Origin of the sequence: Bartonella sp. MM73XJBT.G (genome assembly GCF_028618435.1) — a bacterium.
Classification (GTDB): domain Bacteria; phylum Pseudomonadota; class Alphaproteobacteria; order Rhizobiales; family Rhizobiaceae; genus Bartonella.
Map to the genome: position 1 here is coordinate 161,535 of NZ_JAQISW010000003.1, position 26,282 is coordinate 187,816.

Below are 26,282 nucleotides of genomic sequence, written 5' to 3' on the forward strand. Positions count from 1 at the left end.
TATGAATGAAACCCCATCTCCATCACTCATAAACCCAATAATAACTTTGGGTGCCATGGTCGTTTTAATGCTTCAATCCCCTCTACACCGCCGTTGGCGAATGTGGGATATTGAACGAAACTTAGGTCCAGCCTTACGGGTTGGGCAGTACAAACTCTATCAAAATGAACATGGAGAATTTTGTGCCTTTATCACTTGGGCTTTTTTAGATGAAAAAAATCATCAATCCATGCTTGAAAAAGGAGAGCTTTTGCCCAATGCTGACTGGCAGACTGGAAAATACGTATGGTTTATTGATTATGTAGCACCTTACGGTCATACTGCACATATTGTCCGCGATATGCAACGAAATATATTCCCAAATCAGCGTTATTTTTATGCTGTACGACGTAATGAAGATGGCGGAATACGAAAAATTGCTCGCTGGTGTTCCTATAACCCATCCAACTAGCTTTATACACTTAAGTGCGCCTCAATCATTTAAACCTACCCTCTTAATGGAAAAGAATCTTTTTAAAAAGCGCGTTGGAAATCATTATCGTAAAAGAGAATCTTAGCGTATTGAGAGATAACGTACTAAAAATGGATATTTCTCAGCTTACCGAATTGATATCAATAACAACAAACCACTAAGAGGTTTAATCCTCTCTCAAAACTTCCTAAAAATTTGACTTGATTGATTTTATTAAAGTATGGCTGGGGTACCTGGATTCGAACCATAAAATTATATGCCATAACGTATTGATTTTATTTATATTTTTTAATGGTTAGGGTATATATAATTAGGTTCGGGAATAGGATTTTCAAACCTATACCTAAAAAGCACTTTCTTTTTTGTCGACTTTTTCCAACAATTTTTTAAATTCTGCCAAATCCTGTTGTGAAAAATTTTCTAAAGCTCTAACAAACATGCCAACAACTTCACACCCAAATGAATCAGAGGGCTTTATTGTAAAACTCTTACGGCAAGAGTCAGCCTCTTTTCTTAAAAGAAAAGCTATATCTTGATTTAAAGCGTAGAGCTTAATGATCTTTTCTTCCATGCCAACGGGTACAGATTTTTTGCCAATCTCAACAGAAGACAAAAATGATACGGATACATCTAATTTCTCAGCCATATCTAAAAGGCGTTCAGAGTGATCAATACGAAGTTTGCGTAACATTTTGCCAAATGATGTAAGCATATAAAAAGTCCTATTAGAGAAGAAATATTTCTGCTGATTCTAACAAATCTTTTTCAAACTTTCCTCAATTATTACGAATCAGCACTTCTTTTCGAGGTGTTTTTTTTGCCATACCCGCCGTCCAAACGGTATCAACTTCTAAAAAGTCAAAATCTTTAAAGATCTCTCGAACTGCATCACAATCATTTAGACTCAAGACAAACTTACCTTGGATGCCTTTGAGAACTTTTGCCATACTCACAAAATCATCTTCAACAAAATTCCCAGAACTATAACGCTTCTTCTTTACAAGATAAGGCGGGTCTAAATAAAATAAACTGTTGGGCGCATCAAAAAGTTCAACAACCCGTTCCCACGATAAATTTAAGATAGTGGTATCAAGAAGTTTTTTCCTAACACGTTTCATCCTTGCTAAAAGTTTGTCCGGATTAAAGCTTACCGTTTTTTTTCCTACAAAGCTAAAAGAATAGTAATCTTCTTTCCCATACATGACACAACGTTGGAGAAACAAAAAGCGTGCGGCTCTTTCAATTTTGGTGAGGCTCTCTGGGGCAATAGATGCAAGTTCAAAAAACAACTGTCTTGAACAAACAAACCATTCTAGTCGTTTGGCTAGATCATCAAAATGGTTTTGAACACATTGAAACAGATTCGTGATTTCTCCATTTAGATCATTAATAACTGAATATTTCGTTGGTCTTTTGTTTAGGAAAATAACACCTGAACCTAAAAACGGTTCAACGTATGTTTCATGGTCAATGCTATTTAAAATCGGTATAATTTTCTTACGTAGATGATGTTTACCACCCATCCACGCAAACAATGTGTGTGTAAAACTTTCTTCTTTCATAAGCGAAGTCCATTCTCTCAAGCTTTTGCAAGCCTAATCATTTTTTCATATTTTAAGGATAGATTTAGTGAAACTAATTCTTTGAAAACCACTGCTTTAAATGTGCAATGACATTATCTAGCGCATCCATGAGGCGTGCAAAATCAAGGATCAACAAAAAGATAAAAAACGCTATCCATTTCATCAAGCGTGACATCATTTTCACGCTTTGATAGGTGATGATCATTTCTTGAAGCATTTCTTTTTCTGCTTCTGTAAGCTTTGTGTGTTTTGTCGTTTTTTTTCTAACCATGTTTCCACCCACACAAGCGTTCACCTTGCTCATTATGCTTTAAGATCTCTCTTGCTAAGTTTGAGCTAATGGTGTTCAGGTCTTGTCGGCTTAAATAAATAGGTAACCAACCAACACAAGAAGAAGCATATTTATTTGTCGCGCAACCAGTGAGAGAGAGCAGCACGCACATCAGCATCACTTTTTTTGTTAATTTCATTTTCTACCTCAAGCCGTGCTGTTGCTGCCTTTAAAGCACTTTCTGTTTGCTTTTGCTGTTCAACCTTTTTTCCAAGGGTAAAAGCTCTTGCTAAGGCAATAAAAAAAGCGGCTAAAGCCGCACCTGTTAGCATCAAGTTTCTTTTCATCCATAAGATCATAGGCGGTGCTCCTGAAAGCGTTTAGCAACAAAGAAAATGCCAGTACATGCCGCTAAAACCATAATGGCGGCTAAAGCCCATTGGATTGGTCCATTGCCCGCTAAAAACCCACCAAGACCTGAGAAAGAACCAATAATCGGTGCCAATGCTTCTGCTTTGAGAAACCCTGTTGGTTGTTTCGTTTCTACTGTTTGGTAATTAGAAGAAACATAAGCCCCTTTCGCCCATAGCCCTGCCTCTGCTACACGCCTGTGTACGAGACCTTGTAAACATTTTCCACCCGCTTTGGTCCATTTTTGTAATTCGAAGGGAACTGCTTCATAATCCCCCCGATTAAGCCTTTTAAGCAATGTAGAGCTTTGGAAAGCTGCAATACCCACATTATAACAAAAGGAAACAAGAGCGCCGAACTGTTCATCGCTTAAATTCACACAAACTGCTTTTTCTACCGCCCTCTCATATTGCTGCAAATCTGCTAAAAGCATGGTTTCGGCTTTTTTTTCCGTAATCACCATGCCCTCAATAACTGTTGGTTTACCGGCTTTTTTCGTATGACCATAACCAATCGTCCATACGCCAGAAGCATCTTGATAAGCCTGCAAGCGCAAACCTTCCCACTTTTTTAAACAATATAAACAGTCTTCGCTTATTTTCCGTGTCATTTCTTTATTCCATTCTATAAATAGACCTTTATGAGTACAGCGCCATCACCACCATCGCCGCCAATTTTGTCACCGCCGGGCTTTCCATCGAAATATCCGCCGCCGCCGCCGCCACATTCTTTACCACCTCTTCCCCCGTTACCGCCTTTGTAACTTTCACCACCTTGTCCCATGATAGAACCCTTGCATTGACCACCACCGCCGCCGCCGCCGCCAAGAAAAGAACTTCCACCAGTACCAGCTCTTTTATTGTCAATTCCACTACCACCACCGTTCCCACCAGAGAAAATAAAGCTCTCACCGCTGATGCCCTCTCTGTTCCCTCCTCCATCCCCGCCTTTTCCTTTAAAGTTAACCAGAGTCATACTGACAGAATATCCGCCTTCTGCTGTAAGAATTCCCTCAATGCTTGTCCTACCACCATTGCATAAAATGTTACTGTCGTTGCCTTTACCACCACGACCAATGTAAGCTGTTTTTAATTTATCTAAATCAGAACCTTTCATTTTAAGATGCACGCATTGACCGCCGCCGCCGCCGCCATCTTTAACACCACCACCTCCACCGCCCCAAGCCCATACTTCGATATCGGTCTCAGCAGTAATACCATCAGGCAATGGAATATCTCCGCTTTCTGTCATCAGAATTTCAACAGGTTTTCTAACCCCGCCACCATTATTGCCGTTACCAGCACCGCTGCTATTGCTACTATTTGCTTTAATTGAAGCCATCAGTTTGGCTGGTGAGATAAGTGCATCCACTGTCTTTGTGCCATCAATCCAGTCTTTTTTGGCAAGAGGTTGAATGAGATCAACTTTTTTCTGCAAATTGCGTGCTGTATCTTGCGCTTTATTGGCTGCTGTTTGTGCAGTGGTCGCAATCGTTTTTGCTTCACTTGCAACATGAAGCCCTTGTTTTACATCGTCTTCAACTTTATCAATTTTAGCAATCTGTGTACGTTCTTGAGACGTTAAGATAAGATGCTTATTTCCCTCTTTCATATTATCCATATCAAAGGCATCTTTTTCTATTGTATCTGGATCATAAACTGATTTTGACATACCAAAAGACTTTGATGCTACGAAATAGCTAATGGTATTTTTGAGATCTGCCGGAGATATGGGATAATAAACGCCTTCAATTCCCTTATGCCACTTTTCTATTGTTGGTTGGCTAGGGCTTAACCATCGTAGCTTTGATCTTTCCTCTGTTGTCAAAATCTTTTTTGTAGGACCCTCACTCATATTTTCCATAGAAAATGCATTTGCCCCCACATTGTCGGGGTCATATGTCGCAGCCTTCATATCGCCAATCCCTAAAGGCGATATTTTTACCCAGCCAGCGCCTGATAAAATCGTATTTTCATGAGCTTCACCACTTGCTTCAATATCGTGGATTGTGACCTTATCTTTGTAAGCAAGAGCTCCAATATCTCTCTTTGCAACAGCATCATCAGCCTTTTTCCCTTGAGCAGCAGTTGCAAAATATTCTACCTCATAAGCTGCTGCACTCCCCACTGAAACAGGTGCAAGAGCCTTACTATCTAAAACACCTTCTTTGACTTCTTTCTTTGTTGCTGGTTCAAGCTTAAAGATATGCGTATGATAGGGTAATGGCATCGCGGTTCATTCCTTAGTAAGTCTGTTTTTGAGATTTTTGGGGATGAGAGACTGTAATTCATCAATAAGTTTTTGCATGGTCTCTATGCGTTGATCTGTCGCTTCTTGATACTCTGCCAAAGCGCTTAAAAGATCATGATGTATGTCGCTTTTGACGAGATCAAGCACCTTATTCAATGGCGCATGAACCATTCTATTGCTTGCATAAAAAAGGACGCGGATTTGCTCCGCGTCCGCAATATCATCAATAGCAGACGGATTATTGATCATCTGAAAACCTTATGATTTTATGGCATAAACAACCGTAGTATTAACAGGGCGCGTTTCTGCCTCGCCCGTTGAAGAAAGTGTTACCTTATGCGTATGCACTCCAGCAGGTTGTGTTATCCCTGTAAGGGTTTGATAGTGATAACTGGGGTTCCTTCTGCCAATATCATTGGCGCTCCATCCAACTCCAGCATACTGAAACTCATGTGCGTGCTGCCCCGCCGATTCAACACTACAAGCATGTGTATGCGATTTAAGGCTATCTTGCTGTATATCGGCAAATTTTCTACTTCTGTCTAAACCGCGACCATTGTCAAAGCCGCGCAAAAACACTCCTCTAAAATCTGGAACTTTAAAGGTTGTATTGCTGTCTTTTCCCCATTTATCCCCTATCGCCTTGAATAATTGCGGATAATCTTTGCGTTCATATGTAGCACCATCACATAAAAGCCAACCGTTTGGCACTTCTTGCATAGCAAAGGTCGCAATAAACCCGCAAGGAAAGGTTTCGACCTTTGGTGGTGGAATGGGGGTAGGATTTAAAAGATACCAGCCATCAAGATCTTTTGTTGATGCGCCATCATTATAGACAATTTCATAAATACCCCCTTTTTGTAACTCACCGCCTATCAATGGCACTATCCCCGTATTGGTAGCTTTATAGAGTGGCTTTGCTCCCATACTATTCATGTTTATTGTTGTCGTGCCAATATTCATACCACGCGCCTTAAAGCGGATAATGATATCGTTTTTATATTTCGCTATCGGCGAAACCGTCGTCAACGTAATTGATGTTGTTTGTTCCTTTGCATTCACAATAAACTTTGAGTCAAGAGAACCACCATTATCGGCAAGATATTCACGTATACGCTGCATCATGACCCGCGCACTATCATTAACAGAACTAGGCGGCTGCCCTTCTGCCCAATTAATGATACTATCGGAATTGGCATTTTGATCAGCTGTGAGTGACCAGTCATAAATATCAGACATGATAAGCCCCCGTTCTTCTTAATAGCTCTTGGCGCAATTGCTCTTCTTTTTGCCGCCCATAGGAACCAACAGATTGCCGCCTAGAGGGATCAATAAGAGGTGTTAAATCTGTCGGGCGCCCAGTCGATTGTGAGAAACCCGCCATGACTGGTTGCTGTAACATTTGTTGCTGTACCATCTGTGCCTGCTGTTTTTGTCGTTCTCCATTCTCTCTCATTAAATGAAGCAAGCCGGAAAAGCCCTTTTTAAGAGCACCTGCATCAATACCTTGCCCTTGCAATGGTGTGGTTTCCATAACCCGTCCTGTTAAATTGTCTCTGCTTTCAGGTGCCATCATTCTGTTTGGAAATGGCGTGTCATATGCCATTAATTGGTTGCCCCCTTGATCACCTTGACCCACCTGATTACCTTGAAGTGTCTTTTGAAGCCTCTCAAACCCACGCAAAGGACCCATCTCGTTTGGTGCTGCTTGTCCATTGCTTTGGTTTTGCTGTATCGTTCTCTTCAAAGCATCTCCCGTTTTATTGTAAAGCCCATAAACATGATTCATAAAATCCCCTGCTGTAGCTTCCATATCGCCACCATTGAGTGTGACTGCCTGTCGACCTAAAAGCTGGCTTGCTGGAATATGTGGATTTTTTATAAGCTTCACAGCCCCTGCTGGTCCTTGTTGATGTGCAAGATAAAGCTCTGCCTCTGATGGCTCTCTGCCTAATGCTGTGGCTAAATAACGTGTATTATCCTTCGTTAACCGTGCCATAGCGTCGGTTGCTTGAAAGGGATCAAACTTGTTATTGAGTTGATAGTGTTTTGCTGTTGAATCTAAAAATTGATACAACCCTCCCGCACTGCTGTTCTTATTTCTTGCATTTGGATTACCATTACTTTCTATCATAGCAACACGTTCAAGAAAGCTTTCTGGCAAACCATATTTTTGTGCTGCCTGTGAGATAGCACGCTTTACATTGGGATGAAAATTGATCATTAGTTTATAACCGTTCTATCAGCACTGCTATTCAAAAGAATGCCAATAAAATTGAAGAATTTTGTGTGGTCTTCTTTGGTTATTAAGCGTTTCTTTTCTGCTTCATGAAACTTCTTAATTAATTCAACGGCTTTTTCTCTTGCTAACCCAAAATCTCCTTTTTCCCGCGCTGTTATAAGCGCTGCAATATCTCTCTCAGTATCTTTATGGACGCTTGAGAATTTGCGTCCAAATTTCTCTAAGAAATTTTTTACAACTGCCTTGATGAAAGCAATCTTTCCTATACCCATAGTCTGTTGTGCCCCCCTCTCTTCCACTTCACCTATATGGTTTGGCAATCGTGCAAAAAGCTTTGTTCTTTCCACTTCTGGTCGCAACACTTTCATAAGTTGCTTAGCTTTATCCTCACCAAAAATACGCTGCAATTTTTCTTGACCATTTTTTGTGTCAAACAAACTCAAAAGACTGTGTTCAAAATTCTGTGCATTGCCTGCCGCAGTTTCTATTTGTGACCGTACACCTTTTTGAAAAGCCTCTTTTTCCATTAACCCCAAATCTGAAAGTTGGCTGTTGATTGTATCAAGATTAACGCTCTTCTTCAGTGCTTGCTCTCCTTGCTCGAGGGCATCACCGATAGTACGCTCGTCATAATAAATTTTCCGTGCCTTCGCATAATCTGGAGATGACGTATCCAAAATGTCCAGAATGCGTTGTTTGAAATCAGTCAAATCTCGAGCATATCCCCATTTTCCTTTGATACGTGCAGAATTAATTTGATCATCCAAAACCTCTTTCATCTTATGTAAAATTCGCATATTCAGCTTTGGATATCCATTGCTCCCTATAACTGTTGCATCCGCTTCATTTGGCATTTGTGCAATTGCTTTTTTGTATGCTTTTTGGAATGCGGGGGTTTCTTGCAAGCGCGATAAATCTTCACGAACAGCATTTGAAATGGGAGAAGCTTTTGCCCTCTCATAAAATGGTTCAGCCTTTTTCTGTGCTTGTTTGATAATCTCTTGCTTTAAATTGAGCGTATCGACCTTTGGACCCAACACCTCTGTCAAGGCATCACTTACTCGCTTATCACTGGCATATTGTCTTTCATTCAAACGATTACTTATGAGTGAATAGGTATCGTGATCTTTTTTTGCCGCCTTAAAAGCTCTCGTAGCAAGACCATCATGAAGATCAATAATCATTGAATCAGGACCACGCTGTTTTAATGCTCTCTCAAGCTTATCAACACCTTCATCCCCTAAAGTTTGGCTTACATCCCTAAGCGCTCTATCGCTTACCTGAAATGCTTCTTTTTCTGGCATTAGCGCTGCTTTTGCTGCCATTTCAGCTGGGCTTATAGGTCCTCTCAATGCTGCTTTAAGTGATTTTGTCACAAAAGGCGTCACTTTTGATACACCACTGGCCACAAATGGTGTTGCAACGCCTAACCCTGCACCAAACCCAGCAGACACTAGAGTATCTGCAAGCCCTTCCCCTTCACCACTGCCTGCTATTCCACCATAAATGGCTCCAGTTTTTGCTGCACGCCCCAAGCTAAATTTTGCCGCCTCTTTACTTGCTACTGCTTTCATTGCTGCTTCACCTGCAGCTTTTGCCGCTGCCCGTTCCACACCCTCTGCTAAAGCAGATTGCACCGCCCTTTCTCCTGCTGCTAAAGCTTTACTGGTTATTTGTGCTCCTGCAACACCCGCTCTGCTTCCCAAGACAACATCAGCCCCAATTGCCGCACGAGCCGCCGCCGCAGCAGCAGCCCCTCCCGCAGGAGGAAAGAGCGCAGAAGCAATTATGGGTGCCGCAGCACCTGTTAAATTCCCAGCAAGAGATAAATAAAAATGATCTCGGTTCGCCGCTTTTTGATAGTCACGCCATCGCTTTGTCACTTCATTATATTTTTTGACTGCCTCTTTATCTCCCATCCAATAAGCAATAGGACCTGCTTCTAATATTCCAGCTAATTCATCATCATACCCCATGGTTAACCCATGAAGAGCACCCCATCCAAAAGCACCCGCTGCACTTGGATGTGGATCATCTTCTTCTGTTGCACCACTATTTCCTGTAACAGAACCCCTCAGCCTTTCCTTATTCTTCGCGAAAAGCTCTTGAAGTTGTTCTGGTGTATAGTCACTTATATGCCCAATGACTCTTGTGTTTTTACGATTAATAAGAGGAGGAATTACTTCAGCCATTGGTTTGTTTCTCCTTAATGCGCCCGTCACTATCAATAAACAATACACCTTCCGGTAATGCTTCTATCTGTTTTTCTAGTGGATCATTTGACTGTGCATGATTTCCCTTATAAGCATCTTGCCCATAGGCGGCTCGAACGAGCTCGTTTGTTGCTTCTGCACCACCAAAAAGAATTGCGCGCGTTGCTGCATTGGATTTATTGAAAGTGTCAATAACTGTTTTTAAAGATTTCTTCATTTGCTCTGCAGAAAGATCTTGATACAACGCCGCTACAGAGTTTTGCAAGGTTTGCAATTCCATATTAGACAAATTCCCAAAGCCAGATGCGCCATTTGGTGAAAATGCTTTTGCTTTTCTCAAGGCATCAAGCCCGATACTTGCCTTCAATGAATCGAGCATATGCCCAAAATCTTTTGCCTTAGAATTAGGAAGGAACGACATTATAGGACCAGTGAAACCAACAACATGCGGGTGTTCCTCAATAGTTTTTAGCAATTCTTTAGATGCTGAGAGTATACGATTTGACCTGTCTGCTGTTTCCAGAATTCGCATTTGCATTTGTTGGTTTTTACGCTCCTCCTCCTTCTGTTCTTGAATTAATTTATGTTCTGAACCACTGCCTGCAATTGGCACCGCACGTATCCCACCAGGTGCATTTTCATCCTTAACATACATATAACCCGATTCAGGCTTTGACAGCATGCCATCGGTATTCCCTCCTAATCCGGAAGCAGTGGAACGCTGTCCTCCTTGGACAGGTATAATTTTCCCTGTGCTTGTTGAGACTTGGAAAGTCATATTCTCAGGCAATCCCTGCTCTGCCTTTTCTTCCGCTGTCAATGTCCTATAGCCTTCTTGAGGGCTTAACGTGCTGCCTATAACTTTCATGGCAAGATCTGGATATTGCACAAGGGCTTGTGCGTCTTTATCACTATATCCTTTAGAGCGTAAAAACTCAAAAATTGGTCTATTTTGAGCACGTATATTATTGCCCTGCCGCATAACAAGTGCCGCATTTGAAAAACTTTCCTGTGGTGTCTTCCCTGATGCAAGCCCCGCAAAAAAATCCATTAAATGCTCGGAAAATTCTGATTTTCTAAAACGCTCCCATAAGCTACTTGGGTCTGCATCTTTATGAATAAAATTTCCAACTGCGTTTACATAATCGGTTGCCTGTTCGGGCTTAGCATTTGCTTTTAAATGTTCTTCTTCTTGAATAGGCATATGAGAAAGTTTTTCTTCATTGACAGGGCTGCTCTCCTGCGGATTCTCTGCCATAGATCTGTTGTTGATCTCTGTAATATAATCCATCACATCTTTTTGCTGTCGCCCAGCTTCATCCCCACTAGACTGATCAATGTTCCCAACAAGTGGAGATTGAGGGATCATTGATGTAACGCCTCCCTGCTCTGAGAAGTCATGTTTTTGTTGCTCTGGTGCCTCTTGTATCTTAACAGTATCCTTTGAAACATCCGGCAAGGGAGGCATTTGGCGTTTTAAATCATCCGTAGACATAATCAATTCTGCTGGCGTTTTTTTCCCAACGTCTCCTCCTCCTGCTTGAGAGCCGCGAATAAGCTCTGTAGGACTCAATTTTTGTGGAGTATCAGCCCCATTGCTCGCATCAAAAGGGTTTGTGCTAAAAGCAGCACGTTCTAAAAAACTTGGCTTGTATCGTCCTTCCAACGGCGCGCTTGGAGGGGTAGAGAGTTGTTGGAACAAATGCTTTGGCAATTGAGGCATGACCTGATACATCAAGGGACGCAAAAATTTTGGATCAAACAACTTTAAAAGAGAATTTGTGTTTTCTTGTTCCATCACTGCACCCTTTCTATCTCAAAGCCAAGCTTGCTATAATCCACATGCAAAAAGCCTGTCGCCTTATGCAAGAAAACAGCTTCAGGCTTTAACTTCAAAACATCTTGTGCCATCACCCCGCGATAGCGCTCTGGGTATCCTTTGTAATTATATTCATAGAGTTTGTATCCATCTCGCTGCCCCACTTGCACGATATTTTCTTTCGCTCTGAAGTCGCTAAGCCCAGCAAAAGTACCAAGGATAGTTCCAACATTTCCAACAATCTCCCACGGATTAGGTTTTGGCTGCGGAGTCAATGTCGTCATTTGTCCTGTTCGCGTTCCATAATTTCCAGCAACAGCCCCACCAGCTGCGAGCAACTTACTTAACTGGTCCCAATCAAGATTGTTCTGCTGCTCCCATTTTTGCCGCTCTTCATCCAATTGCCGTTGATGATTGGCATCAAGCACACTCCCTCCCGTCAACGCATTAAGATTTGCCTGACCTTGACCTTGAAAGAAGTTATTGGCGCCCGCCAACTGATTTTGGTTTGCTTGGTCAATGAGACCATTGGCATTCATCATGTTGTTGACATCTTGGTTATATTGCTGTGATAAAGCTTGTGTTGCTATGCCCCCCAATTCGTTAGCAAGAACCCCTGTATGCGCCCCAGAACCATAACGCCCAGCACCTGCCAATGAACTATTAATAGAATTTGTTGCTTTATTTAATGTGTTTTGAAGCGCTTCATCAAAGTAAGGGTTATTGCCTATTTGTTGCCCTGAAGCCATGTTTTTTAAGTTTTGGCTTGTTGAATTTTGCCCTGTAGCTAATCCATTTAAATAATTATTATCATAGTTATGCGTATTATTGCTAAGCCCATTAATCGCATTCTTTGTTTGATCACTTAAACCCGCAACTCGCTGCCCGTCATAAACGGATTTTCCGCTACCTTGATTATAAAAAGTCATGGCATCTTGAGCGGCGTGTTCAAAAATACCTTTTGCCCATGCAGGGGGTTCATTTGTTTGCGTCGTGTTTTGGGTATTCTGGATTGGTTTAGAACTTTTTCCCATATTAAAGCTGCTTTCTATATTCTAAAAGATTAACGAGATATCCATGCGTTTTAAGAGATTTTTCCCACCCTCGCCTGCCTATGATGACAAGCTCTTTTGCCCCTTTTTCCTTGTAATAAGCTTCAATCTGAGTGATAAGCTTCGTTAAGGGCGCTCCTCCCTTTCCACCAAGCGTGACAATAACCGCCCTTAATGCTCCAGTGACGAGTTCCTGTAACTGTGTTGTGACATGCGCCATAAAGTTTTCATGCGCATCAACGATAATCCAAAGAACTTTTTCTCCCTTCAAAATATCGTTTAAAATGGTCTCTGTATTATAATCATCAGGAAATTTTTGATTAAAGTAAGCTATCGATTTTATGACATTCTCAAAATAGGGCGCCATTTGTTTAGCGCTCCATTTTTCTGTATTATAGATCTTAAAACTCATCTTATGCCCGCGGGTTTGAGCGTTACATCAAAGCCTGTTATATGTGTCCATGGCGTGCCTTCTGGTATTCTCAGACGCAAGGCGTGATAACGCGCCCGTGAGCGGATATTATACATCCCAATATTATAGCCGGCATAACGCTCTTTAGCCCAATTTAATTGGTTCTTGTTGTCAATGATAAATGCCGCCCCAACACTTAAAAAACCTTTTGTTGTATCCGCTTGAACAAAAGCCTCACTCATCAGGTTGATTTGCCTGCCCGTATCCCCCACAATTTGTGAAGCAATAACTGCTTCCATCGGAGGACCTGCAAAAAAACCAAATGTGTTGTCTGGCGTAAATGCTCCCAAAACAGGCGCACCATTTTGCCACATTTTACTATCAAGAGAAGCTGGTAAATCTTTCAAGCTCTCTTGTACTTCGTCTAAGCCTTCTAATGTATAACCGGCTGCAAAAAGGGGAAATAAGAGAAGGTTCTGCCCCTTAATGACACTCCATATTTGCAAAAGCCAATCATAAACATAAATATGCATCCCTTCAGTGTTATCATTGATAGAAAAATAAACACGAGAATAGACCGGATCAATACATGCCCTCATCTCATCAATGGCAAAGTTATTGTAAAGTGTGAAGATAGTTTTATCGACTTTGCCAAAGCCAATAGGGAGCATTTCACCAGTACTGTTGATTTGATAAAAACCATCATCAGAGACAAAGAAAGTACAGTCTCCACGGCTTGCAATTGCTGTGCTGCTTTTCGCACCTATTTTGTCTTTTATTTTTGCAAAACTGAATATAATTTTAGAGCCTGGTACAAAGGTTGCATGATAAATGGCGGAGCGCATAAAAATAAGTGGATTTGTTGATTCCGTAGACCCTTGAACGTATTCACCATCAGGAAAATCTTGATAATCGCAACTTTTCTCCCCAACCGTCCAATGTGTTGCATCATTCAAACCAGACCACTGAACACGGTTTGGCTTATCTGTTAGTTGCATCAGGCAAACAAAATCACCCCACACACGCACAAGTCCAGCACGCGGCGGATTACCACTCAAATCACAAAACTTTTCATCTGTTTTCAACGAAAGCATTTGTGGTGGGTCATTGCTATTAACAGCAATGATATGGTCCCCAAAGGAGGCAAAAGACCAAAGCGCAGTCTCATTGGCGTGATATTGTGTGTGAGGCTTGCTAATGTCTTTCCAGCCGCGCGTGCTGTTGTCATATTCATAAAGCTTTGTTGGTGCGCCCACAATGATGCGCACACCACCCAATGAGCGCACAGCATAGACTCCCAAAATCACATCCGGAAAAGGATCTGAAACCGGCGCCACAATGGGAAACGGAATATATGAATTTGGTGCAGGCAAAACGTTCACGATCTCACTGGAATAACCACTATTAATAAATGCAACATCTGGTCTATACTCAGCAATAGGGATAAAGGTCATCAGAAATCCGTGTGTTGAATTTTTAATAAATTCTTGCGCCGTGATGTTTCAATTTGCAGCGCATCGAGTTGCTCTTGAAACATAGCAAAAGCAGCCGCTGCCATCTGCGGTTCTTTAATAATATTGGTATAAATTTCATATTTTGCACGCGTTTTGATCAATTCATAAGCTTCCAAAAACCATATGGACGCTTCTTGTGCACTCTCAATATCTTTTATTCTGATAGGATCAAGAATAAGCCTGATAGAATAGATACGCTCTGGTGTTGGATACAAAATAAGCTTTTGTTCAAAATAAGCATAGCGTGTAGGCATACCATTGTTACAATCATTCTCAAGATTCTCAATAACAAGCGGATCTACCTGCAAAAGCTTTGCTTTGCTGTGATTATCTTCATAAATATAAGCATCAACAATGCGAACAGCCCCTGTTATAGAGGGATGTGCCTCTGCACCATAACGGCTTTTCCCCTTTAGAGTGGTAAAAACAATTTCACGGCTTTCATTGAAATAAAAAGGCAATCGTTCACAAAAGCGAATAGCCGAAAATATCGCCCTTTGTACTTGATCAACATACTCATCTGTTTGATCATCTATTTCATCCTGAATATCGCTTAACATCTGGATAAAATTTTTGTCATGAGAAACAATGGTCTGTTTGTCTCCAATCGGACCACCTGTCTGTACTATTATTGTCATATCACCCTCTTCCAAATGTCTTGGGGCATATTGTGTGGGAGGGGGACGCAAGCAATAAACGCCCCCTCGCCTTTAACGATTAGTGTAAAACTCAACAATCACCTCAGCATCACCTGTGGTGCTTTTCTTGTCTCGTGTCATGTAAATCGCATTTTCAGCTTCTAATGGAACATCTCGTTCCTCCATGGATATGTACAGATTGCCATCGATAGATTGCGTAAGCCCCACATCTCCATAATCATTGCCATGAGGCTCTTTTCCAAATGTAGCTGTTACATCTTCAAAATCCTCTATGGTATAAGCTGTAATACTTTTGATAAAAGCCCCTCGGGGTAGAACGCCAATTTTCGTTATCAACCCTTGATCTGTACATTTAACACGCGAGCGTAAAAAACTAATCTGCTGCGTACAATTGTTACGTCCTTGTAAAATAGGTGGCAATCCTTCATCTATCATGCCAATAGTCTCAACAGGTTCAACAGTTTCATCAGGTTGCTGTGTAATTAGCGATTTTTCTGCCATAATTGTCATCCTTTCATGAAGTTAAAATTGTTAGCTGATTTCAGCAAAAGAAGGGATAACAATCGTGCCAAAGTCTTGTCCCCCTTGATCAGAATGCGGCAAGGTGTAGCGTGATTTTTTCATGCCGATAATGGTTTTAGCAGCCAAACCAAATTCACGTTGATAATCAAATAATTCTTCAACAAGTTTATAACGTGTAGCGCCTTTCCCATCACCTCCTGTTGCACCATTACCAACGCGCCCATAAGCCATGATGATACTTTGTGCACCAAGCAAAACAGCACGACGAACAGAGGGAACAGGCTCCCCTGTCTTTGAATTAACACCATTGGGAACATGTTCAGCTTCACGCAAAATGACACCGTTATACATACCCAGAGAGCCATCAAAAATAGGATTTTTAGACCGCGAACCATCATAAGCTGCTTTGGTAATATCCAACCATTGACCATTTTGTGTATTGGTACGCAATTGAGTTACCTGTATTGGGTGGAGATACATCACATAAGCCGATTTTCCATCAACACGAACCGGACGCAAGCGTGGATTTGCCAATTTAGCGCGTTCAACAGCTTTATCTATAAGATCTAATGTAAAAACATCCTCTTTTGTAAGCTCTTCATCTGTTTTTTTCTTGGCTGGGCGAATAAGGCGCAATTTGCTTGGTTCTAATGGTGCATTAAAACCATAATGCACCGGTTTAAGCGTTATGCTGCGCCCTTCAAAATGCATCCATGGTGCTGTATAGCCTGCTGCCTGAATGAAAAACATCATACTTAAACGGTCTGCATACCAATCAACCAACCCATCTTTTGCTTCTTTACGCAAATTAAAGGGAACACGTTGTTGATCAATAGAGCCTTCATATTTGATGCGCACAGCATGAGTAAGCTCGTTGATGCGCACCTTTTCATTCATAAATTGGAGGGCTTCTTCATTGCCTTCTAGCGTTTGTCCCTCGCTAACGCCATCCCCCATAAGTTGGACGCGTAATCCACTCGTAACGGAGTCACCAGCGGATTTTCCTAGCACATCCAACACTTGGATAATGCTGTTTTTGCTCTCCCCCATCAGCGGTGCAATGGGCAACGCTTTTGAGGTCTCTGTGTTTAGCATCTTAGCCCAAACGCCAACGGCTAATGGGTCATTGAGCTTTACTTCTGTTACTGCCATTTCAATCAATGCCTTTCTTGGTTTTAAAACTCGCCTTGCGGCTCCCCCAAACAATAACAATCACTTGGGTTCTCTCTGTCGCGCCATTGCGCACATCTTCATGCTCTGCTCATAATTTGTTCAAATTTTTTGGGATTTTTCTCAACCCATGCTGCAAATTCTGCTTCCGGCATGGAAAAAAGCGTTCTCACATCCATACCACCTGTTGGAACTTGCCCGCCGCGCGCTGTAAGCGTCCGTGCTGCTTGAGAGCGCTCTTGAAGGGCTCCCACTTCGTCCTTAACTGGTGCTCCACTATAGCCAAAAGCTTTCGCTTTTTGCACCAGCACCTCAATTGGATTTATACCGGCTTTCTGACACTGCTGGCATATTTGGCGCAATTCAGCACCAATTTGCTGTTGCCGTGCTACAGGGTCTTTCCATTGCGGATAAAGGCTTGCTTGCGCTTGTAGAACATTGTCTGCTCTTTCATAGAGATAGTCCGTGATACTGTCTAAATCTGGATATTTATCTTGTACCTGCGCTTTGGATTCCTCGAAATAATCCCCTAACTTTTGGCGTTCATATTCCTCTTGACTCATGCGCTCTTGGCTCTCTCTCATATGAGAAAACTCATCAAGCAATTTCTGTTGTTCCTGTACCTTATGACTAAGCCATGCAACATGTGCTTTTGGGTCGTCTTCTAGGGAGGGAACATTTTCCTCACGGCGGCGCGTGATTTCTTCTTGCATTGCGGCATATTTTTGCGCAAGTTCAATAGCCAATTCACGCGCTTCAATGGCGCTTTGTTCTGCCTTTTGGCGTGCTTGCCGCTCTTGCTCTAATTTATCAGATTCTATTGTATCAGAACTTGGCTGCTCCTGAAGAGCTTCTACAGGTAGCTGTTCAGAACTTTCCTCTGATTCAAACACCTCTTCAACTTGCTCTGGCTCGACCAACTCAACAGCATTATCACTGGCAAAATGTTCGTCATAAATTGCTTGTTCTTCAGGTGTAAACTCTTCTTCCATATTCTGTCCCTTCAATGTGCTATTATATTTTTTGTCAAAACTCGATAGTGTTCCAACTGTGCCTGTAAAGCTTTGCGTTCTAAATCACGCTGCGCTATCTCATTTTTTGCCTGTTGCAACTCAAGCTGCATCCGCGCTTGTTCTTGTTTTAAAAAAAGTTCGATATTTTTCTGCTGCAATGCCGCTTGTTTCTGCTGTGCATCAAGTTGATAGAGTGTGTTCTTTGCTTGCGCTTCCTGCTGTAAAACAGCAATCTTTGCTTGTTGCTCTGGCGTTAATTGCGCCCCTTGGCTTTGTTGCATCATCTGCTGTTGCTGTTGTTCTTGTTGTGCTTGCTGCGCCTTTGCCGTTAAATTTGCTACCAATGTTGCCGGTAGTGGGGAAAGCTTTAAAAGATCTGGAATCATCTCCGGTGTTAAGAACCCACCAAGCAAAGGCAACATCTGCGTAATTGCCGCAAAAGTTTTCTCTTTTTCATTGGGGCTTGTCGGTGAATCATCAACAATAATGTCGTATTCAAGCGTTGTGACAGCTTCACGTGTTAAGGGTACATACTGCGCATTTTCTGGTCCAGAAATACGCACCAAACGCCCATCAGAAAGATAATTTTGAATAAGATAAAGGATAATCTTTCCCTGTCTGCACCGATAAAGCTTAAGATTATCAAACAGCCCCGCAAGCAAATTAAGCGTTGATTGCCGGCGTGTATTTTCCAGCACATTGGCTTGATTAACCTCTCTTGTGCCGATAAACTCAGCCGATAACCCTGTTACATGCGTTATCGCTTCACGCGATTCATTAAACAGCTGGAAAAATCCATTGGGAAATTGTGCACTTGGCTTTGGTTGAATTTTCCCTCCTGTAAGCGCGCCATTTTTAACCCAAGTAATCGTATCCGTTCGCGCCCAGCTTTCTAACGCTTGGCGATCATCATCGAAAGCGCCTCGTTCTGCCATCAAGCCGCCCTTAGACTGGCTATTAAGGATATACATCACTTGGCTAAAATATTTATTCGACCATTTTTGTGGATCTTTTGCGGGGCGAACAATCCCGTAAAACTGGTTTTTAAGCTTATCCAGCGTGCCCGTGATACACTCCCACCCAAGTTGTCCATCAGGTGCTAATGGCTTATCGGGCTTTGCTAAAAGACGTCGTCCTAGAAAAGCGCGTCTCACCACTTTTTTATTAAAACACACCCCTTTTAGTTGTGGCATTACCCTTTGAAGCTGTTCAAACTCCTGTTTGCTATAACTACGCATCTGTCCCGTTTGAAGATCAGGCGCCTTGAAATAAGCTTCGTATTCAAACCAACGGCATTCCACAAGTGTCACATACCGTTTTCCAGAAAGTGACTCTGATGATGAAGCAGTATTGGAATCCTCATGATAGGCATCAAGTGATACATGATACTCCTCACAAGCGGTTGTACTATCAATTGCCCAATCGGCATGAAGATCTTCAACTGCCACATCAGGAAAAAGATTTTTTGCATCTTCAATGGGTTTACGATCAACATACCACAGACGCTGTGCGTCAATGAGATTTGGTCTTACAGCATTGGCATCCCAAACCATTTTTAAGGGATCTAAACGTTGAACAGCGGGGGTTCCTTCAGGATTTGTTTCATAATCAAGCCGTGTATCTGTCCAGCCCATACCGCAAATAACCATATCCTGAAAAGCATCGGAATCGGCATATTCCGCCTCCGCCTCATCACGAAACCATTCTGCTGCTCCAGTAAGCAATTCATTGGGTATTGCTGCTCCTACTTGCCGTGGTTGAAACTGTACTTCGCGCTTATTATTACGCTCTGCCCCAACAATTGCATTCACAAGGGGTGCAATGCGGTTAAAAGTCATGACAGGACGGCGTTGTGTCTTCAAAACCGCAAGATCTTCTTCCGCCCATTGGCGACCATTATAAAAATCAAAATCTTCACGCGCCTGTTCACGCCATTCATTAACGTGTTCAATATCTTCAACATACCAAGATTTTAAGCGCCTATAGAGTTCATATTCATCAAAATCTGTCGTTTGTTTAGAGTTATGACTTAGAATGCCATCCATGATGCCGCTTCTCTTTCCATAGTGCGATAACGTTCTTGTTGCGGTTTAATGCTTGGTGCTTCATAAACAATGCACATTAAACCAAAGGCATCTGCCCCATGGCTCGACCAATCATGCTCTGCCCCCAAACCAATCCCCCGCTTCTCATCCCATTTCTCGTGATACCAATTCAGTGCTTTGCGCCCTGCTACCGTCATCTCTTCATTGAACCAAACAGACGGTAAAATACGCCGCACCGCCTCTATACGCATCTTAACAGCACCTGCTCCTTGATTAGGAATGACCTGCGTTTCAAAACCCGCATCATTCAAGGCACTCTCAAAACTCACATTGTGCACACGATCTCTGGTTGCACCATCATGGGGGAGAACCATCAGTGCCTTCTCATAACCATTTTGACGCAACCAACCGATATGCTCCGATAAAGGCTGTCCCTGTGCTTCGTAATAATTAAGCACTCTTATTTCTCGCCCCACAAACTGTGCTATCCATATCGCTGTTGCATCTGCCTTGGCTCCTGTTCCCCCAATGTCCCAAAAAGCACGTATTTGCATCAAGGGGTCACGAGCAACACGCCCTATCCGCCCCTCCTGCTCGGCTGCCAACATCTCTTTTTGAAAGTAAGCGCCTTGAACCGCTGTAAGATAAGCCCCCTCCCAGATATGCTTATAGGTCTCGGGGCGGTATCTCAAATCATCAAGCCGCGTTTCATTCAAGATCTTAGGAAACTTCGGATTATCGGACCAATTGATCTCAACACGCTTAATGGCTTCATTATCTGAAAAGCGAAAGCGCTTCTCAACCGGTGCATTATCTCGTAACGGATTCCATGTCACCCATAACTCTGCCCGCCATCCCTCTCCTTCTTCACGCAATGTTGGTATAAGCGTCTGCCAAGCCGTTTCTGTGACTGGCTCTGCCTCATCAACCCAACACAGCAAAATGCGCCCCATCGATTTAATACTGGCGATATTACGGTCTAGTCCACAAAACTGAAAAGCTATACGACCATCATTTGACTTAATCGAAGCCTCTCCAACTTTATAATAGTCCTTTAAAAAGTCATGCGCTTCAATGGCGCGTTTAATCTCCTCCAATGAACTTTCTGCTAGCGAATTTTGAAACTGACGTGCACAAAGGATAGTCCCCGATATCCCTCCCATACCAAATTGATAGCCCTTTAAAGCAGCCATCAAAGCAAAGGACCTTGTCTTTCCAGACCCTCGTCCACCCCAAGCCGCTCTGACCAAAGCATCCCCTGAAAAAATCGGTATAAGCTTTGGAACAATATTAATCTGTCGTGTCGTCATTCACTCAAAGGCGCGATTTCTACACGCGTTATCATCTTAATCGCTCCCCCATCTTCTCCTGTCACTTGCAAAGGCAAAATCTTCCCCAACAATGCCAAATAAGCAGCGGGGCATTTGATTGCCTGTTTTTCGAGATAAGAGATCAAACCATCATCACCATATTTCTTACCAGCGCGCTCTGCTGCCTTAAGCACTGCTTCTTTCAAAATACGTGTCGTTTTATTTGGCACGCCTTTTACCCGCCCTTGACCTGCCTTTGGGGGCGTTCTTTTTGCAAGTTTTTCAGTGGTTTTCATGTGTGTTTCTTTTTGTAAACAAAACAATAAAAAACCCCGCAAAAGCAGGGCTCTGAACAATCATATAAACTTATAAGAAAGGCTATACCTTTACTGTAATTTTGGACGCAATTCGACCAGTACAGCGCCATTATAAAACACCATTATTCACGCCATGTCAACAAAAAAATCACGATATTGTATATTTTTTATTTTTTCACCTAAATCTAGTGTCTTTAACAACCAACCACTCACAATTGTGTCATCTCAACGAATCAATTATATGACTAGAAACTAATAAAAAGCGGGGGAGAACAATGCGTGATATTGTCATAGTAATAGTGGGTATACTCATACTATGGGCTATAGTCTCTGACATGTGGGAAGAAGCAGAGAATGGTCGGAATACAGAATTTCAAGGTACTCTTTTATTAGTCATAGTACTCGGGGTGCTTTGGTATCTTGAATTTTCAAGAAACTCTTTATTAGTAGTAGCAATTTTGTTGTTTGCTTGGAGAAATTACCTAGGAATAATAGCAAATTTTGAACATGATCGCTTAATTGAAAATTATCAGATAACGTCTAATTGGAAGGATCAAAGAATTAATGAACTTCAAGCGGTTGAAGAGGAAATAATTAATGAGGAATTATCCAAGATAATAATAAAAGCTTTGGCAACAACAGAAACAGATAATGATAATGGAGAAACAGAATAAATCTGGTTGAGAAAAAATCAATTAAAGGTTCAATACTATGACTAATAATTAATAAAAAAGGGGAGAAAATGTGGTTTATTATAGGAATTGTAATCCTTATCTTAATAATCCCAATATTAATTGATATTATTATATTAGTAATTTACGGCATTGGATTATTTCTAGAGGGCATACTTGAAACTCTAAAAGAGTTCCTAAATTTAGTAGGAAAAATACTATTAACAATAATACTGCCAACGTTAGAAACTATCGATTACGCTTTTACAAAGGATAAAAGCAAATGGAACGAACTAATTGAAAAACGAGAAAGATTTAGAGAACATAAAGCGATTAAGAAAAAAAACGGAGAAAAAACAATAAATTATTACTTTCGTTTTGCTAAACGCGGCTTATTTCTACTCTTGCGCCTAGTGGGGCTCTCCTACTTCGCAGCAGTAGTTACCTTCATAATTCTGTTTTCTACAGGGTACATCATTGCTACGTTTTTCCCCCGCTCTTTTGCCCCTTATTTGTTAGGGACAATTATTTTAATGCTTACTCTTCCTCTTACAGTCTGTATGGCACCAATCCAGTATAGAATGCAGTCGCTACCTGTTTCATTTTTATTACAGACAATGCTTCTCTGGATTCAGTTTCGCGAAAACCTCTCTATGGGTATTGTATTCTATATCGCATTCTTTGAACTATTCGTATATATATTATATAGCTTTTCTCACGCAGTATTTATAGCCGAATTCTCAGAAGAGCAATCTACTGCCTTTGAAACATTATAATAAATACCTGAAGCAATTATGTAAGAAATGTTGATAACTTGGCGAGCACTTCGTTCATAATCATGGAGGGAACTGTTTCCATTTTCTTACCCTGACGCGCTCCAATATCAATAGCACGTGGCTGGTCACAACGTATCACGCCTGTTGTATGCAATCCTACTCCCATTAATGAGACAGCAAAACCTGCTGTTCTAGCAAAATTTCCTCCGCTTGTAATAGGTAAGACAATGGGTGTTTTCGTTACACGATTAAACGCTTCCGGTGATACAATCAGTACAGGACGCGTTCCTTTTTGTTCATAACCCGAAGATGGATCAAGAGACACAAGCCAAATTTCGCCCCGCTTCATCACAAGAGCTCTCTACCAACAGGTTGAGCATCAAACCACTCTATATCCTCATCCGCAAAATCATCTGAAGGATTACATTGGGCTAATAATTCATCAAGAGTGTAACTTGGAAATGTTTGTGGCTTCACAATCAATTGTCCATTATCAACAGCCAAACCTACTTGTGTGTTTTCAGTAAGATGTAGAACATCAAGCAAGGCAGGTGGTATAGAAAGCATCACTGACCCTCCAACTTTACGTAATTTTGTTGTATGCATAAAACACCCTCTCTGAAATATTATATAATAATATAACATCTTAAAAACTATTTCAAGAGCTTTTGATGCTTTTATAAAAATACTCGTAAAACATTTACCATTTAGTTTTTCTGTCAAAATATTTCTGGAGAGCATTCAGAGCAATTCGCAAAGAATTCACAAGATGTGGCAATGTTTGATCTTCTACAACAAGATATTGTAAAGCAGCAAGAGGGTTATACTGTCTATAGAGATGTTGTGTTTCTTTTATCGCCTCTTGCATATTAGAAAACTGTTCTGTTGCAAATTCAACCCATTTTTCTCTTGCTGTCTCATCAGAAGATGATGGCATTTCATCATAAACAGCGCTTGGCAAACCTTTTGCACACGAATAGTCATTTTTCACTTCAAGATATTTTTGCGCAGCATCATACTGATCTTGAGTAAGCACCCCTTGTAAACATAACCGCCCAATATAAGTCCCAGCAAGCGGATTTTTAGCCTCTTCTATGGTCAAGCAGAAGCGCTTTGCACGCATTTCAATTGCCAATTGATTAACAGGATCTTGACGTACTTTCACTTGTGAAATGTAGGCATCTTTCTTTCTCATACATCCCCTCATCTATGGAAACTCACATTTTTTCTTTTTGCTATTTAAATCAAAATGGTATGCTGTCATTAAGAGATGCGCTATAATCTTGAGCACCTGAAGCGATAGCATAACTTTGAGAAGTGACAGATGAAGGAGTGGATTGCTCTTTTTTTGCATCAAGCAACTGCAATTCACCTTTATATTGTGGCAAGACAATCTCTGTTGTGAAGCGGTCAATACCATTTTTATCTTGCCATTTACGGGTTTGTAATTTGCCTTCTACATAAACTTTTGAACCTTTATGTAAATATTGAAGCGCAATTTTTGCCAAATGTGGATTAAAAACCACCACGGAATGCCATTCTGTTTTCTCTACTTTTTGATGGGTATTTTTATCTGTATAGCTCTCAGAAGTAGCCAACCGAAAATTGACTATTTCAGCACCAGAATTCATTGTTTTGCTTTCGGGGTCATCCCCTAAATAGCCAATTAAAATCACTTTATTCAACATGTTTGTGAGTTCCATTTGATTTGCATTTTATATACGTAAAATCCTATCATAATTTGTTTATTTTTTCAAATATTTCAAAAGGATATTATTTTTTATTAACATATAACATTATGTTTCACATAACAAATTAATAAATAATCGATTGACATAAGTGTATGGTGTATCGTATCAAGTAGCAAAGGGTAATATTATGGCAATCGTTAGTTTTAAGCATAAAGGGTTGAAGTTATTTTTCGAAAAAGGAATTTGTAAAGGAATACAACCTGCACATGCTAAAAAACTAGCTAACATTTTGGTAATTTTAGATACGATATCTGCTCCTGAACAAATGACGATTAGATCCTATCGTCTCCATGAGCTTACAGGCGATTTAAAAGGCTATTGGTCAATGCGTGTTAATGCAAATTGGCGTGTTACTTTTCGCTTTATCGGAACAGATGTTGAACTTGTTGATTATCAAGACTACCATTAATTTTTGAGGTGTTATCATGATGTACAATCCCCCACACCCTGGTGGTATTTTGAAAGAAGAATTGCTTGATGAATTAGGCTTAACAGTAACAGAGGCTGCAAATCATCTTGGTGTTGCACGTTTAACTTTATCACGTGTTTTAAACTGTCATGCTGCAATCAGTATTAACCTTGCTTTACGCTTAGAAAAGGCTGGTTTAAATGATGCGGAATTTTGGCTTAAATTACAACAAAAACATGATCTGTGGCAAGCACGGCATAATAATCCCATACCGGATATTTCGTCTTTAGAGCAAGTAAGCCTCCTTAGCAATTAAGACTTGGCTTGACCGATTTTTCGCTTAAAATACATCAAATGGCTTTTGATAATTTTTTGATTTTCTTGTTGATCTCATCAATGAGCGGTTCGTAATTGAGAACGCTTTTAGGTAAGTTGCCACCATAAACCCATGCTTTTACTTGTGCCTTGGTACTGAAATCCGCATTCTTTGGTATGGTGTAATACTGACCGCCATCAAATTTTTCACACTCTCTCCTGCCATCTTCATATTCGTAGAGGTTGTAAAAATACTCTGCTGCTCCATCTCCCCATGGTACATAACCAACAGCTGTTGCCACAAACTTTTTTTGCATGGGCTGTTTACGTTGTGTTAAGAAGAGATGTTGTAAAATTTGCATGTCTTAATCCTTAAATTTGCCAATAGGGTTATTTGACTCAAATTTGACTGTACAGAGCGTTTTATATTACAGATGTTACTTTCATCATAAAATCTTTAAATCGCTTTGCAAGGTACCTTTTTGTCGATTTAAAAGAATATCTATTCCCAAAACGATCAGCACTTTTCACTATTTTGCTAACTTGCAATGTTTTTCACTGTTCTCCCAAGACCATTTAAAGTTTCTTCAAGCTCTTGCTTGTGAACAAGCGTTAGTGGTTTAAAATGCTCTTTCGCTGTTTTTTCTTTGAGTGCTTTCACACGTGTGTTTTCAATTGCTCTACGTACACTTTCGGCTTTTGCAAGAAGGGTATTTTCTAGTGTCTGACAATAAGTTAAAAGCTCTCCACAAGTTGGCATAAATGTTTTTGATATCCCAATTGCTTGACCAGTTACGATATCTTCAACGCCCTTTTTCAGAGCATATGACGAAATGCGGTCCAGCATCATGCCATAGGATAAAACGACGGCTTTAGCGTCTGTATTCGCAGGGACTCTCATGCTTGAGAGTAGGAAAGAAGCTTGCTCAATTTGTTTAACTGAAGCTTTCACAGAGAGCAACGCTTGTAGACGATTGCAAGCATCTAAGGTTTGCGCTTCCTCCTGTTTCGTCAATGTATTCCCAGCTTTCAGCGTCAATGGATACCCCGGACTGATCATTTCCATAATCTTCTCCAGATGAGAG

32 protein-coding genes and 1 pseudogene are annotated in these 26,282 nt (G+C 41.1%); 5 read left to right on the forward strand and 28 right to left on the reverse strand.

All coding sequences use genetic code 11. The features are described 5' to 3' along the window. The first annotated feature begins 1 nt into the window (after position 1). The gene (locus tag PVV59_RS03110; RefSeq protein ID WP_273754490.1) at positions 2–451 is read left to right on the forward strand and encodes a toxin-activating lysine-acyltransferase; all 450 of its coding nucleotides are present in this window, start codon (positions 2–4) and stop codon (positions 449–451) included. A gap of 364 nt (positions 452–815) precedes the next feature. Here the strand turns inward: PVV59_RS03110 and PVV59_RS03115 are convergent, their stop codons facing one another. The 22 genes and pseudogenes from PVV59_RS03115 to PVV59_RS03220 form a co-directional block, all read right to left on the reverse strand. After that, positions 816–1,184, reverse strand: a complete 369-nt coding sequence (locus PVV59_RS03115) for a helix-turn-helix domain-containing protein (RefSeq protein ID WP_273754491.1) — start codon at positions 1,182–1,184, stop codon at positions 816–818. A 64-nt stretch (positions 1,185–1,248) separates the two neighbouring features. Then, positions 1,249–2,034 (reverse strand): DNA adenine methylase, encoded by a 786-nt coding sequence (locus tag PVV59_RS03120; protein WP_273722216.1) that lies wholly within the window; start codon positions 2,032–2,034, stop codon positions 1,249–1,251. A 73-nt stretch (positions 2,035–2,107) separates the two neighbouring features. After that, a complete protein-coding gene (locus PVV59_RS03125) occupies positions 2,108–2,326 on the reverse strand; it encodes a hypothetical protein (protein WP_273722218.1) in 219 nt (72 codons plus the stop codon). Beyond that, positions 2,319–2,525 (reverse strand): hypothetical protein, encoded by a 207-nt coding sequence (locus tag PVV59_RS03130; protein ID WP_273722137.1) that lies wholly within the window; start codon positions 2,523–2,525, stop codon positions 2,319–2,321. Before PVV59_RS03130 ends, PVV59_RS03125 begins: the two co-directional genes overlap by 8 nt. Continuing rightward, complete coding sequence (locus PVV59_RS03135; RefSeq protein WP_273722139.1) at positions 2,458–2,685, reverse strand: hypothetical protein; 228 nt, start codon at positions 2,683–2,685, stop codon at positions 2,458–2,460. Before PVV59_RS03135 ends, PVV59_RS03130 begins: the two co-directional genes overlap by 68 nt. Beyond that, a complete protein-coding gene (locus tag PVV59_RS03140; RefSeq protein WP_273754492.1) occupies positions 2,682–3,347 on the reverse strand; it encodes a lysozyme in 666 nt (221 codons plus the stop codon). The genes PVV59_RS03135 and PVV59_RS03140 overlap by 4 nt, the downstream gene beginning before the upstream one ends. 14 nt (positions 3,348–3,361) lie before the next feature. Continuing rightward, complete coding sequence (locus PVV59_RS03145) at positions 3,362–4,966, reverse strand: hypothetical protein (RefSeq protein ID WP_273754493.1); 1,605 nt, start codon at positions 4,964–4,966, stop codon at positions 3,362–3,364. A gap of 6 nt (positions 4,967–4,972) precedes the next feature. Beyond that, positions 4,973–5,236 (reverse strand): hypothetical protein, encoded by a 264-nt coding sequence (locus tag PVV59_RS03150; RefSeq protein WP_273721760.1) that lies wholly within the window; start codon positions 5,234–5,236, stop codon positions 4,973–4,975. Between the two features lie 9 nt (positions 5,237–5,245). Then, positions 5,246–6,226, reverse strand: a complete 981-nt coding sequence (locus tag PVV59_RS03155) for a phage tail protein (RefSeq protein WP_273721758.1) — start codon at positions 6,224–6,226, stop codon at positions 5,246–5,248. Then, positions 6,219–7,211, reverse strand: coding sequence for a transglycosylase SLT domain-containing protein (locus PVV59_RS03160; RefSeq protein ID WP_273754494.1), 993 nt, complete (start codon positions 7,209–7,211; stop codon positions 6,219–6,221). Before PVV59_RS03160 ends, PVV59_RS03155 begins: the two co-directional genes overlap by 8 nt. Further along, positions 7,211–9,421, reverse strand: coding sequence for a hypothetical protein (locus tag PVV59_RS03165; protein ID WP_273754495.1), 2,211 nt, complete (start codon positions 9,419–9,421; stop codon positions 7,211–7,213). The genes PVV59_RS03160 and PVV59_RS03165 overlap by 1 nt, the downstream gene beginning before the upstream one ends. After that, the gene (locus PVV59_RS03170) at positions 9,414–11,240 is read right to left on the reverse strand and encodes a hypothetical protein (protein WP_273754496.1); all 1,827 of its coding nucleotides are present in this window, start codon (positions 11,238–11,240) and stop codon (positions 9,414–9,416) included. Before PVV59_RS03170 ends, PVV59_RS03165 begins: the two co-directional genes overlap by 8 nt. Beyond that, complete coding sequence (locus PVV59_RS03175) at positions 11,240–12,295, reverse strand: tail fiber domain-containing protein (protein ID WP_273754497.1); 1,056 nt, start codon at positions 12,293–12,295, stop codon at positions 11,240–11,242. Before PVV59_RS03175 ends, PVV59_RS03170 begins: the two co-directional genes overlap by 1 nt. A gap of 1 nt (position 12,296) precedes the next feature. Beyond that, a complete protein-coding gene (locus PVV59_RS03180; RefSeq protein WP_273754499.1) occupies positions 12,297–12,680 on the reverse strand; it encodes a hypothetical protein in 384 nt (127 codons plus the stop codon). A gap of 41 nt (positions 12,681–12,721) precedes the next feature. Beyond that, positions 12,722–14,179: a hypothetical protein gene (locus tag PVV59_RS03185; RefSeq protein WP_273754500.1), complete on the reverse strand. Its 1,458-nt coding sequence runs from the start codon at positions 14,177–14,179 to the stop codon at positions 12,722–12,724. Then, positions 14,179–14,877, reverse strand: coding sequence for a hypothetical protein (locus PVV59_RS03190; protein WP_273754502.1), 699 nt, complete (start codon positions 14,875–14,877; stop codon positions 14,179–14,181). The genes PVV59_RS03185 and PVV59_RS03190 overlap by 1 nt, the downstream gene beginning before the upstream one ends. A 72-nt stretch (positions 14,878–14,949) precedes the next feature. Next, positions 14,950–15,399, reverse strand: coding sequence for a hypothetical protein (locus tag PVV59_RS03195; RefSeq protein ID WP_273754503.1), 450 nt, complete (start codon positions 15,397–15,399; stop codon positions 14,950–14,952). 30 nt (positions 15,400–15,429) lie between these two features. After that, entirely contained in the window at positions 15,430–16,572 is a 1,143-nt protein-coding gene (locus PVV59_RS03200) for a N4-gp56 family major capsid protein (RefSeq protein ID WP_273754530.1), read from the reverse strand. Positions 16,573–16,670: 98 nt separating this feature from the next. Continuing rightward, complete coding sequence (locus PVV59_RS03205; RefSeq protein ID WP_273721845.1) at positions 16,671–17,582, reverse strand: hypothetical protein; 912 nt, start codon at positions 17,580–17,582, stop codon at positions 16,671–16,673. A gap of 11 nt (positions 17,583–17,593) precedes the next feature. Beyond that, positions 17,594–19,648 carry a portal protein gene (locus PVV59_RS03210; protein WP_273754504.1) on the reverse strand — a complete coding sequence of 685 codons (2,055 nt, stop codon included), beginning with the start codon at positions 19,646–19,648 and terminating at the stop codon, positions 17,594–17,596. Next, positions 19,633–20,958 (reverse strand): PBSX family phage terminase large subunit, encoded by a 1,326-nt coding sequence (locus PVV59_RS03215; protein ID WP_273754506.1) that lies wholly within the window; start codon positions 20,956–20,958, stop codon positions 19,633–19,635. Before PVV59_RS03215 ends, PVV59_RS03210 begins: the two co-directional genes overlap by 16 nt. Next, positions 20,939–21,254: pseudogene (locus PVV59_RS03220) on the reverse strand (hypothetical protein). Before PVV59_RS03220 ends, PVV59_RS03215 begins: the two are co-directional and overlap by 20 nt. Before the next feature lie 296 nt (positions 21,255–21,550). Here PVV59_RS03220 and PVV59_RS03225 point away from each other — a divergent pair. Both PVV59_RS03225 and PVV59_RS03230 read left to right on the forward strand, forming a co-directional pair. After that, the gene (locus PVV59_RS03225) at positions 21,551–21,949 is read left to right on the forward strand and encodes a hypothetical protein (RefSeq protein WP_273722095.1); all 399 of its coding nucleotides are present in this window, start codon (positions 21,551–21,553) and stop codon (positions 21,947–21,949) included. Positions 21,950–22,017: 68 nt separating this feature from the next. Then, on the forward strand, positions 22,018–22,722 hold the full coding sequence (locus PVV59_RS03230) for a hypothetical protein (protein ID WP_273754507.1): 705 nt from the start codon (positions 22,018–22,020) through the stop codon (positions 22,720–22,722). A 16-nt stretch (positions 22,723–22,738) separates the two neighbouring features. Here PVV59_RS03230 and PVV59_RS03235 read toward each other — a convergent pair whose 3' ends face one another. The 4 genes from PVV59_RS03235 to ssb form a co-directional block, all read right to left on the reverse strand. Then, on the reverse strand, positions 22,739–23,071 hold the full coding sequence (locus PVV59_RS03235) for a type II toxin-antitoxin system PemK/MazF family toxin (RefSeq protein ID WP_273754532.1): 333 nt from the start codon (positions 23,069–23,071) through the stop codon (positions 22,739–22,741). Then, positions 23,071–23,328 carry an AbrB/MazE/SpoVT family DNA-binding domain-containing protein gene (locus tag PVV59_RS03240; protein WP_273754509.1) on the reverse strand — a complete coding sequence of 86 codons (258 nt, stop codon included), beginning with the start codon at positions 23,326–23,328 and terminating at the stop codon, positions 23,071–23,073. The genes PVV59_RS03235 and PVV59_RS03240 overlap by 1 nt, the downstream gene beginning before the upstream one ends. A 94-nt stretch (positions 23,329–23,422) precedes the next feature. After that, on the reverse strand, positions 23,423–23,917 hold the full coding sequence (locus PVV59_RS03245) for a hypothetical protein (protein ID WP_273754511.1): 495 nt from the start codon (positions 23,915–23,917) through the stop codon (positions 23,423–23,425). A gap of 49 nt (positions 23,918–23,966) precedes the next feature. Continuing rightward, positions 23,967–24,410 carry a single-stranded DNA-binding protein gene (gene ssb, locus PVV59_RS03250; protein ID WP_273754512.1) on the reverse strand — a complete coding sequence of 148 codons (444 nt, stop codon included), beginning with the start codon at positions 24,408–24,410 and terminating at the stop codon, positions 23,967–23,969. Between the two features lie 190 nt (positions 24,411–24,600). Here ssb and PVV59_RS03255 point away from each other — a divergent pair, with 190 nt between their 5' ends. Both PVV59_RS03255 and PVV59_RS03260 read left to right on the forward strand, forming a co-directional pair. Next, the gene (locus PVV59_RS03255) at positions 24,601–24,882 is read left to right on the forward strand and encodes a type II toxin-antitoxin system RelE/ParE family toxin (protein WP_273719271.1); all 282 of its coding nucleotides are present in this window, start codon (positions 24,601–24,603) and stop codon (positions 24,880–24,882) included. 16 nt (positions 24,883–24,898) lie between these two features. Continuing rightward, on the forward strand, positions 24,899–25,198 hold the full coding sequence (locus PVV59_RS03260) for a HigA family addiction module antitoxin (RefSeq protein ID WP_273719272.1): 300 nt from the start codon (positions 24,899–24,901) through the stop codon (positions 25,196–25,198). Between the two features lie 34 nt (positions 25,199–25,232). Here the strand turns inward: PVV59_RS03260 and PVV59_RS03265 are convergent, their stop codons facing one another. Further along, positions 25,233–25,559, reverse strand: coding sequence for a hypothetical protein (locus tag PVV59_RS03265; RefSeq protein ID WP_273754514.1), 327 nt, complete (start codon positions 25,557–25,559; stop codon positions 25,233–25,235). Between the two features lie 176 nt (positions 25,560–25,735). Then, a partial coding sequence (locus tag PVV59_RS03270) for a hypothetical protein (RefSeq protein ID WP_273754516.1) occupies positions 25,736–26,282 on the reverse strand: 547 nt, incomplete at its 5' end.

Excerpts from the sequence above, each read along its gene's own strand:
- PVV59_RS03175 (WP_273754497.1), bottom strand. The coding sequence starts at position 12,295 with ATGGGAAAAAGTTCTAAACCAATCCAGAATACCCAAAACACGACGCAA.
- PVV59_RS03245 (WP_273754511.1), bottom strand. The coding sequence starts at position 23,917 with ATGAGAAAGAAAGATGCCTACATTTCACAAGTGAAAGTACGTCAAGAT.
- PVV59_RS03210 (WP_273754504.1), bottom strand. The coding sequence starts at position 19,648 with ATGGATGGCATTCTAAGTCATAACTCTAAACAAACGACAGATTTTGAT.
- PVV59_RS03260 (WP_273719272.1), top strand. The coding sequence starts at position 24,899 with ATGATGTACAATCCCCCACACCCTGGTGGTATTTTGAAAGAAGAATTG.
- PVV59_RS03215 (WP_273754506.1), bottom strand. The coding sequence starts at position 20,958 with ATGACGACACGACAGATTAATATTGTTCCAAAGCTTATACCGATTTTT.
- PVV59_RS03205 (WP_273721845.1), bottom strand. The coding sequence starts at position 17,582 with ATGGAAGAAGAGTTTACACCTGAAGAACAAGCAATTTATGACGAACAT.
- PVV59_RS03230 (WP_273754507.1), top strand. The coding sequence starts at position 22,018 with ATGTGGTTTATTATAGGAATTGTAATCCTTATCTTAATAATCCCAATA.
- PVV59_RS03225 (WP_273722095.1), top strand. The coding sequence starts at position 21,551 with ATGCGTGATATTGTCATAGTAATAGTGGGTATACTCATACTATGGGCT.
- PVV59_RS03200 (WP_273754530.1), bottom strand. The coding sequence starts at position 16,572 with ATGGCAGTAACAGAAGTAAAGCTCAATGACCCATTAGCCGTTGGCGTT.
- ssb (WP_273754512.1), bottom strand. The coding sequence starts at position 24,410 with ATGTTGAATAAAGTGATTTTAATTGGCTATTTAGGGGATGACCCCGAA.
- PVV59_RS03180 (WP_273754499.1), bottom strand. The coding sequence starts at position 12,680 with ATGGCGCCCTATTTTGAGAATGTCATAAAATCGATAGCTTACTTTAAT.
- PVV59_RS03150 (WP_273721760.1), bottom strand. The coding sequence starts at position 5,236 with ATGATCAATAATCCGTCTGCTATTGATGATATTGCGGACGCGGAGCAA.
- PVV59_RS03135 (WP_273722139.1), bottom strand. The coding sequence starts at position 2,685 with ATGATCTTATGGATGAAAAGAAACTTGATGCTAACAGGTGCGGCTTTA.
- PVV59_RS03130 (WP_273722137.1), bottom strand. The coding sequence starts at position 2,525 with ATGAAATTAACAAAAAAAGTGATGCTGATGTGCGTGCTGCTCTCTCTC.
- PVV59_RS03240 (WP_273754509.1), bottom strand. The coding sequence starts at position 23,328 with ATGCATACAACAAAATTACGTAAAGTTGGAGGGTCAGTGATGCTTTCT.
- PVV59_RS03265 (WP_273754514.1), bottom strand. The coding sequence starts at position 25,559 with ATGCAAATTTTACAACATCTCTTCTTAACACAACGTAAACAGCCCATG.
- PVV59_RS03140 (WP_273754492.1), bottom strand. The coding sequence starts at position 3,347 with ATGACACGGAAAATAAGCGAAGACTGTTTATATTGTTTAAAAAAGTGG.
- PVV59_RS03145 (WP_273754493.1), bottom strand. The coding sequence starts at position 4,966 with ATGCCATTACCCTATCATACGCATATCTTTAAGCTTGAACCAGCAACA.
- PVV59_RS03165 (WP_273754495.1), bottom strand. The coding sequence starts at position 9,421 with ATGGCTGAAGTAATTCCTCCTCTTATTAATCGTAAAAACACAAGAGTC.
- PVV59_RS03120 (WP_273722216.1), bottom strand. The coding sequence starts at position 2,034 with ATGAAAGAAGAAAGTTTTACACACACATTGTTTGCGTGGATGGGTGGT.
- PVV59_RS03115 (WP_273754491.1), bottom strand. The coding sequence starts at position 1,184 with ATGCTTACATCATTTGGCAAAATGTTACGCAAACTTCGTATTGATCAC.
- PVV59_RS03170 (WP_273754496.1), bottom strand. The coding sequence starts at position 11,240 with ATGGAACAAGAAAACACAAATTCTCTTTTAAAGTTGTTTGATCCAAAA.
- PVV59_RS03190 (WP_273754502.1), bottom strand. The coding sequence starts at position 14,877 with ATGACAATAATAGTACAGACAGGTGGTCCGATTGGAGACAAACAGACC.
- PVV59_RS03160 (WP_273754494.1), bottom strand. The coding sequence starts at position 7,211 with ATGATCAATTTTCATCCCAATGTAAAGCGTGCTATCTCACAGGCAGCA.
- PVV59_RS03255 (WP_273719271.1), top strand. The coding sequence starts at position 24,601 with ATGGCAATCGTTAGTTTTAAGCATAAAGGGTTGAAGTTATTTTTCGAA.
- PVV59_RS03235 (WP_273754532.1), bottom strand. The coding sequence starts at position 23,071 with ATGAAGCGGGGCGAAATTTGGCTTGTGTCTCTTGATCCATCTTCGGGT.
- PVV59_RS03110 (WP_273754490.1), top strand. The coding sequence starts at position 2 with ATGAATGAAACCCCATCTCCATCACTCATAAACCCAATAATAACTTTG.
- PVV59_RS03125 (WP_273722218.1), bottom strand. The coding sequence starts at position 2,326 with ATGGTTAGAAAAAAAACGACAAAACACACAAAGCTTACAGAAGCAGAA.
- PVV59_RS03185 (WP_273754500.1), bottom strand. The coding sequence starts at position 14,179 with ATGACCTTTATCCCTATTGCTGAGTATAGACCAGATGTTGCATTTATT.
- PVV59_RS03195 (WP_273754503.1), bottom strand. The coding sequence starts at position 15,399 with ATGGCAGAAAAATCGCTAATTACACAGCAACCTGATGAAACTGTTGAA.
- PVV59_RS03155 (WP_273721758.1), bottom strand. The coding sequence starts at position 6,226 with ATGTCTGATATTTATGACTGGTCACTCACAGCTGATCAAAATGCCAAT.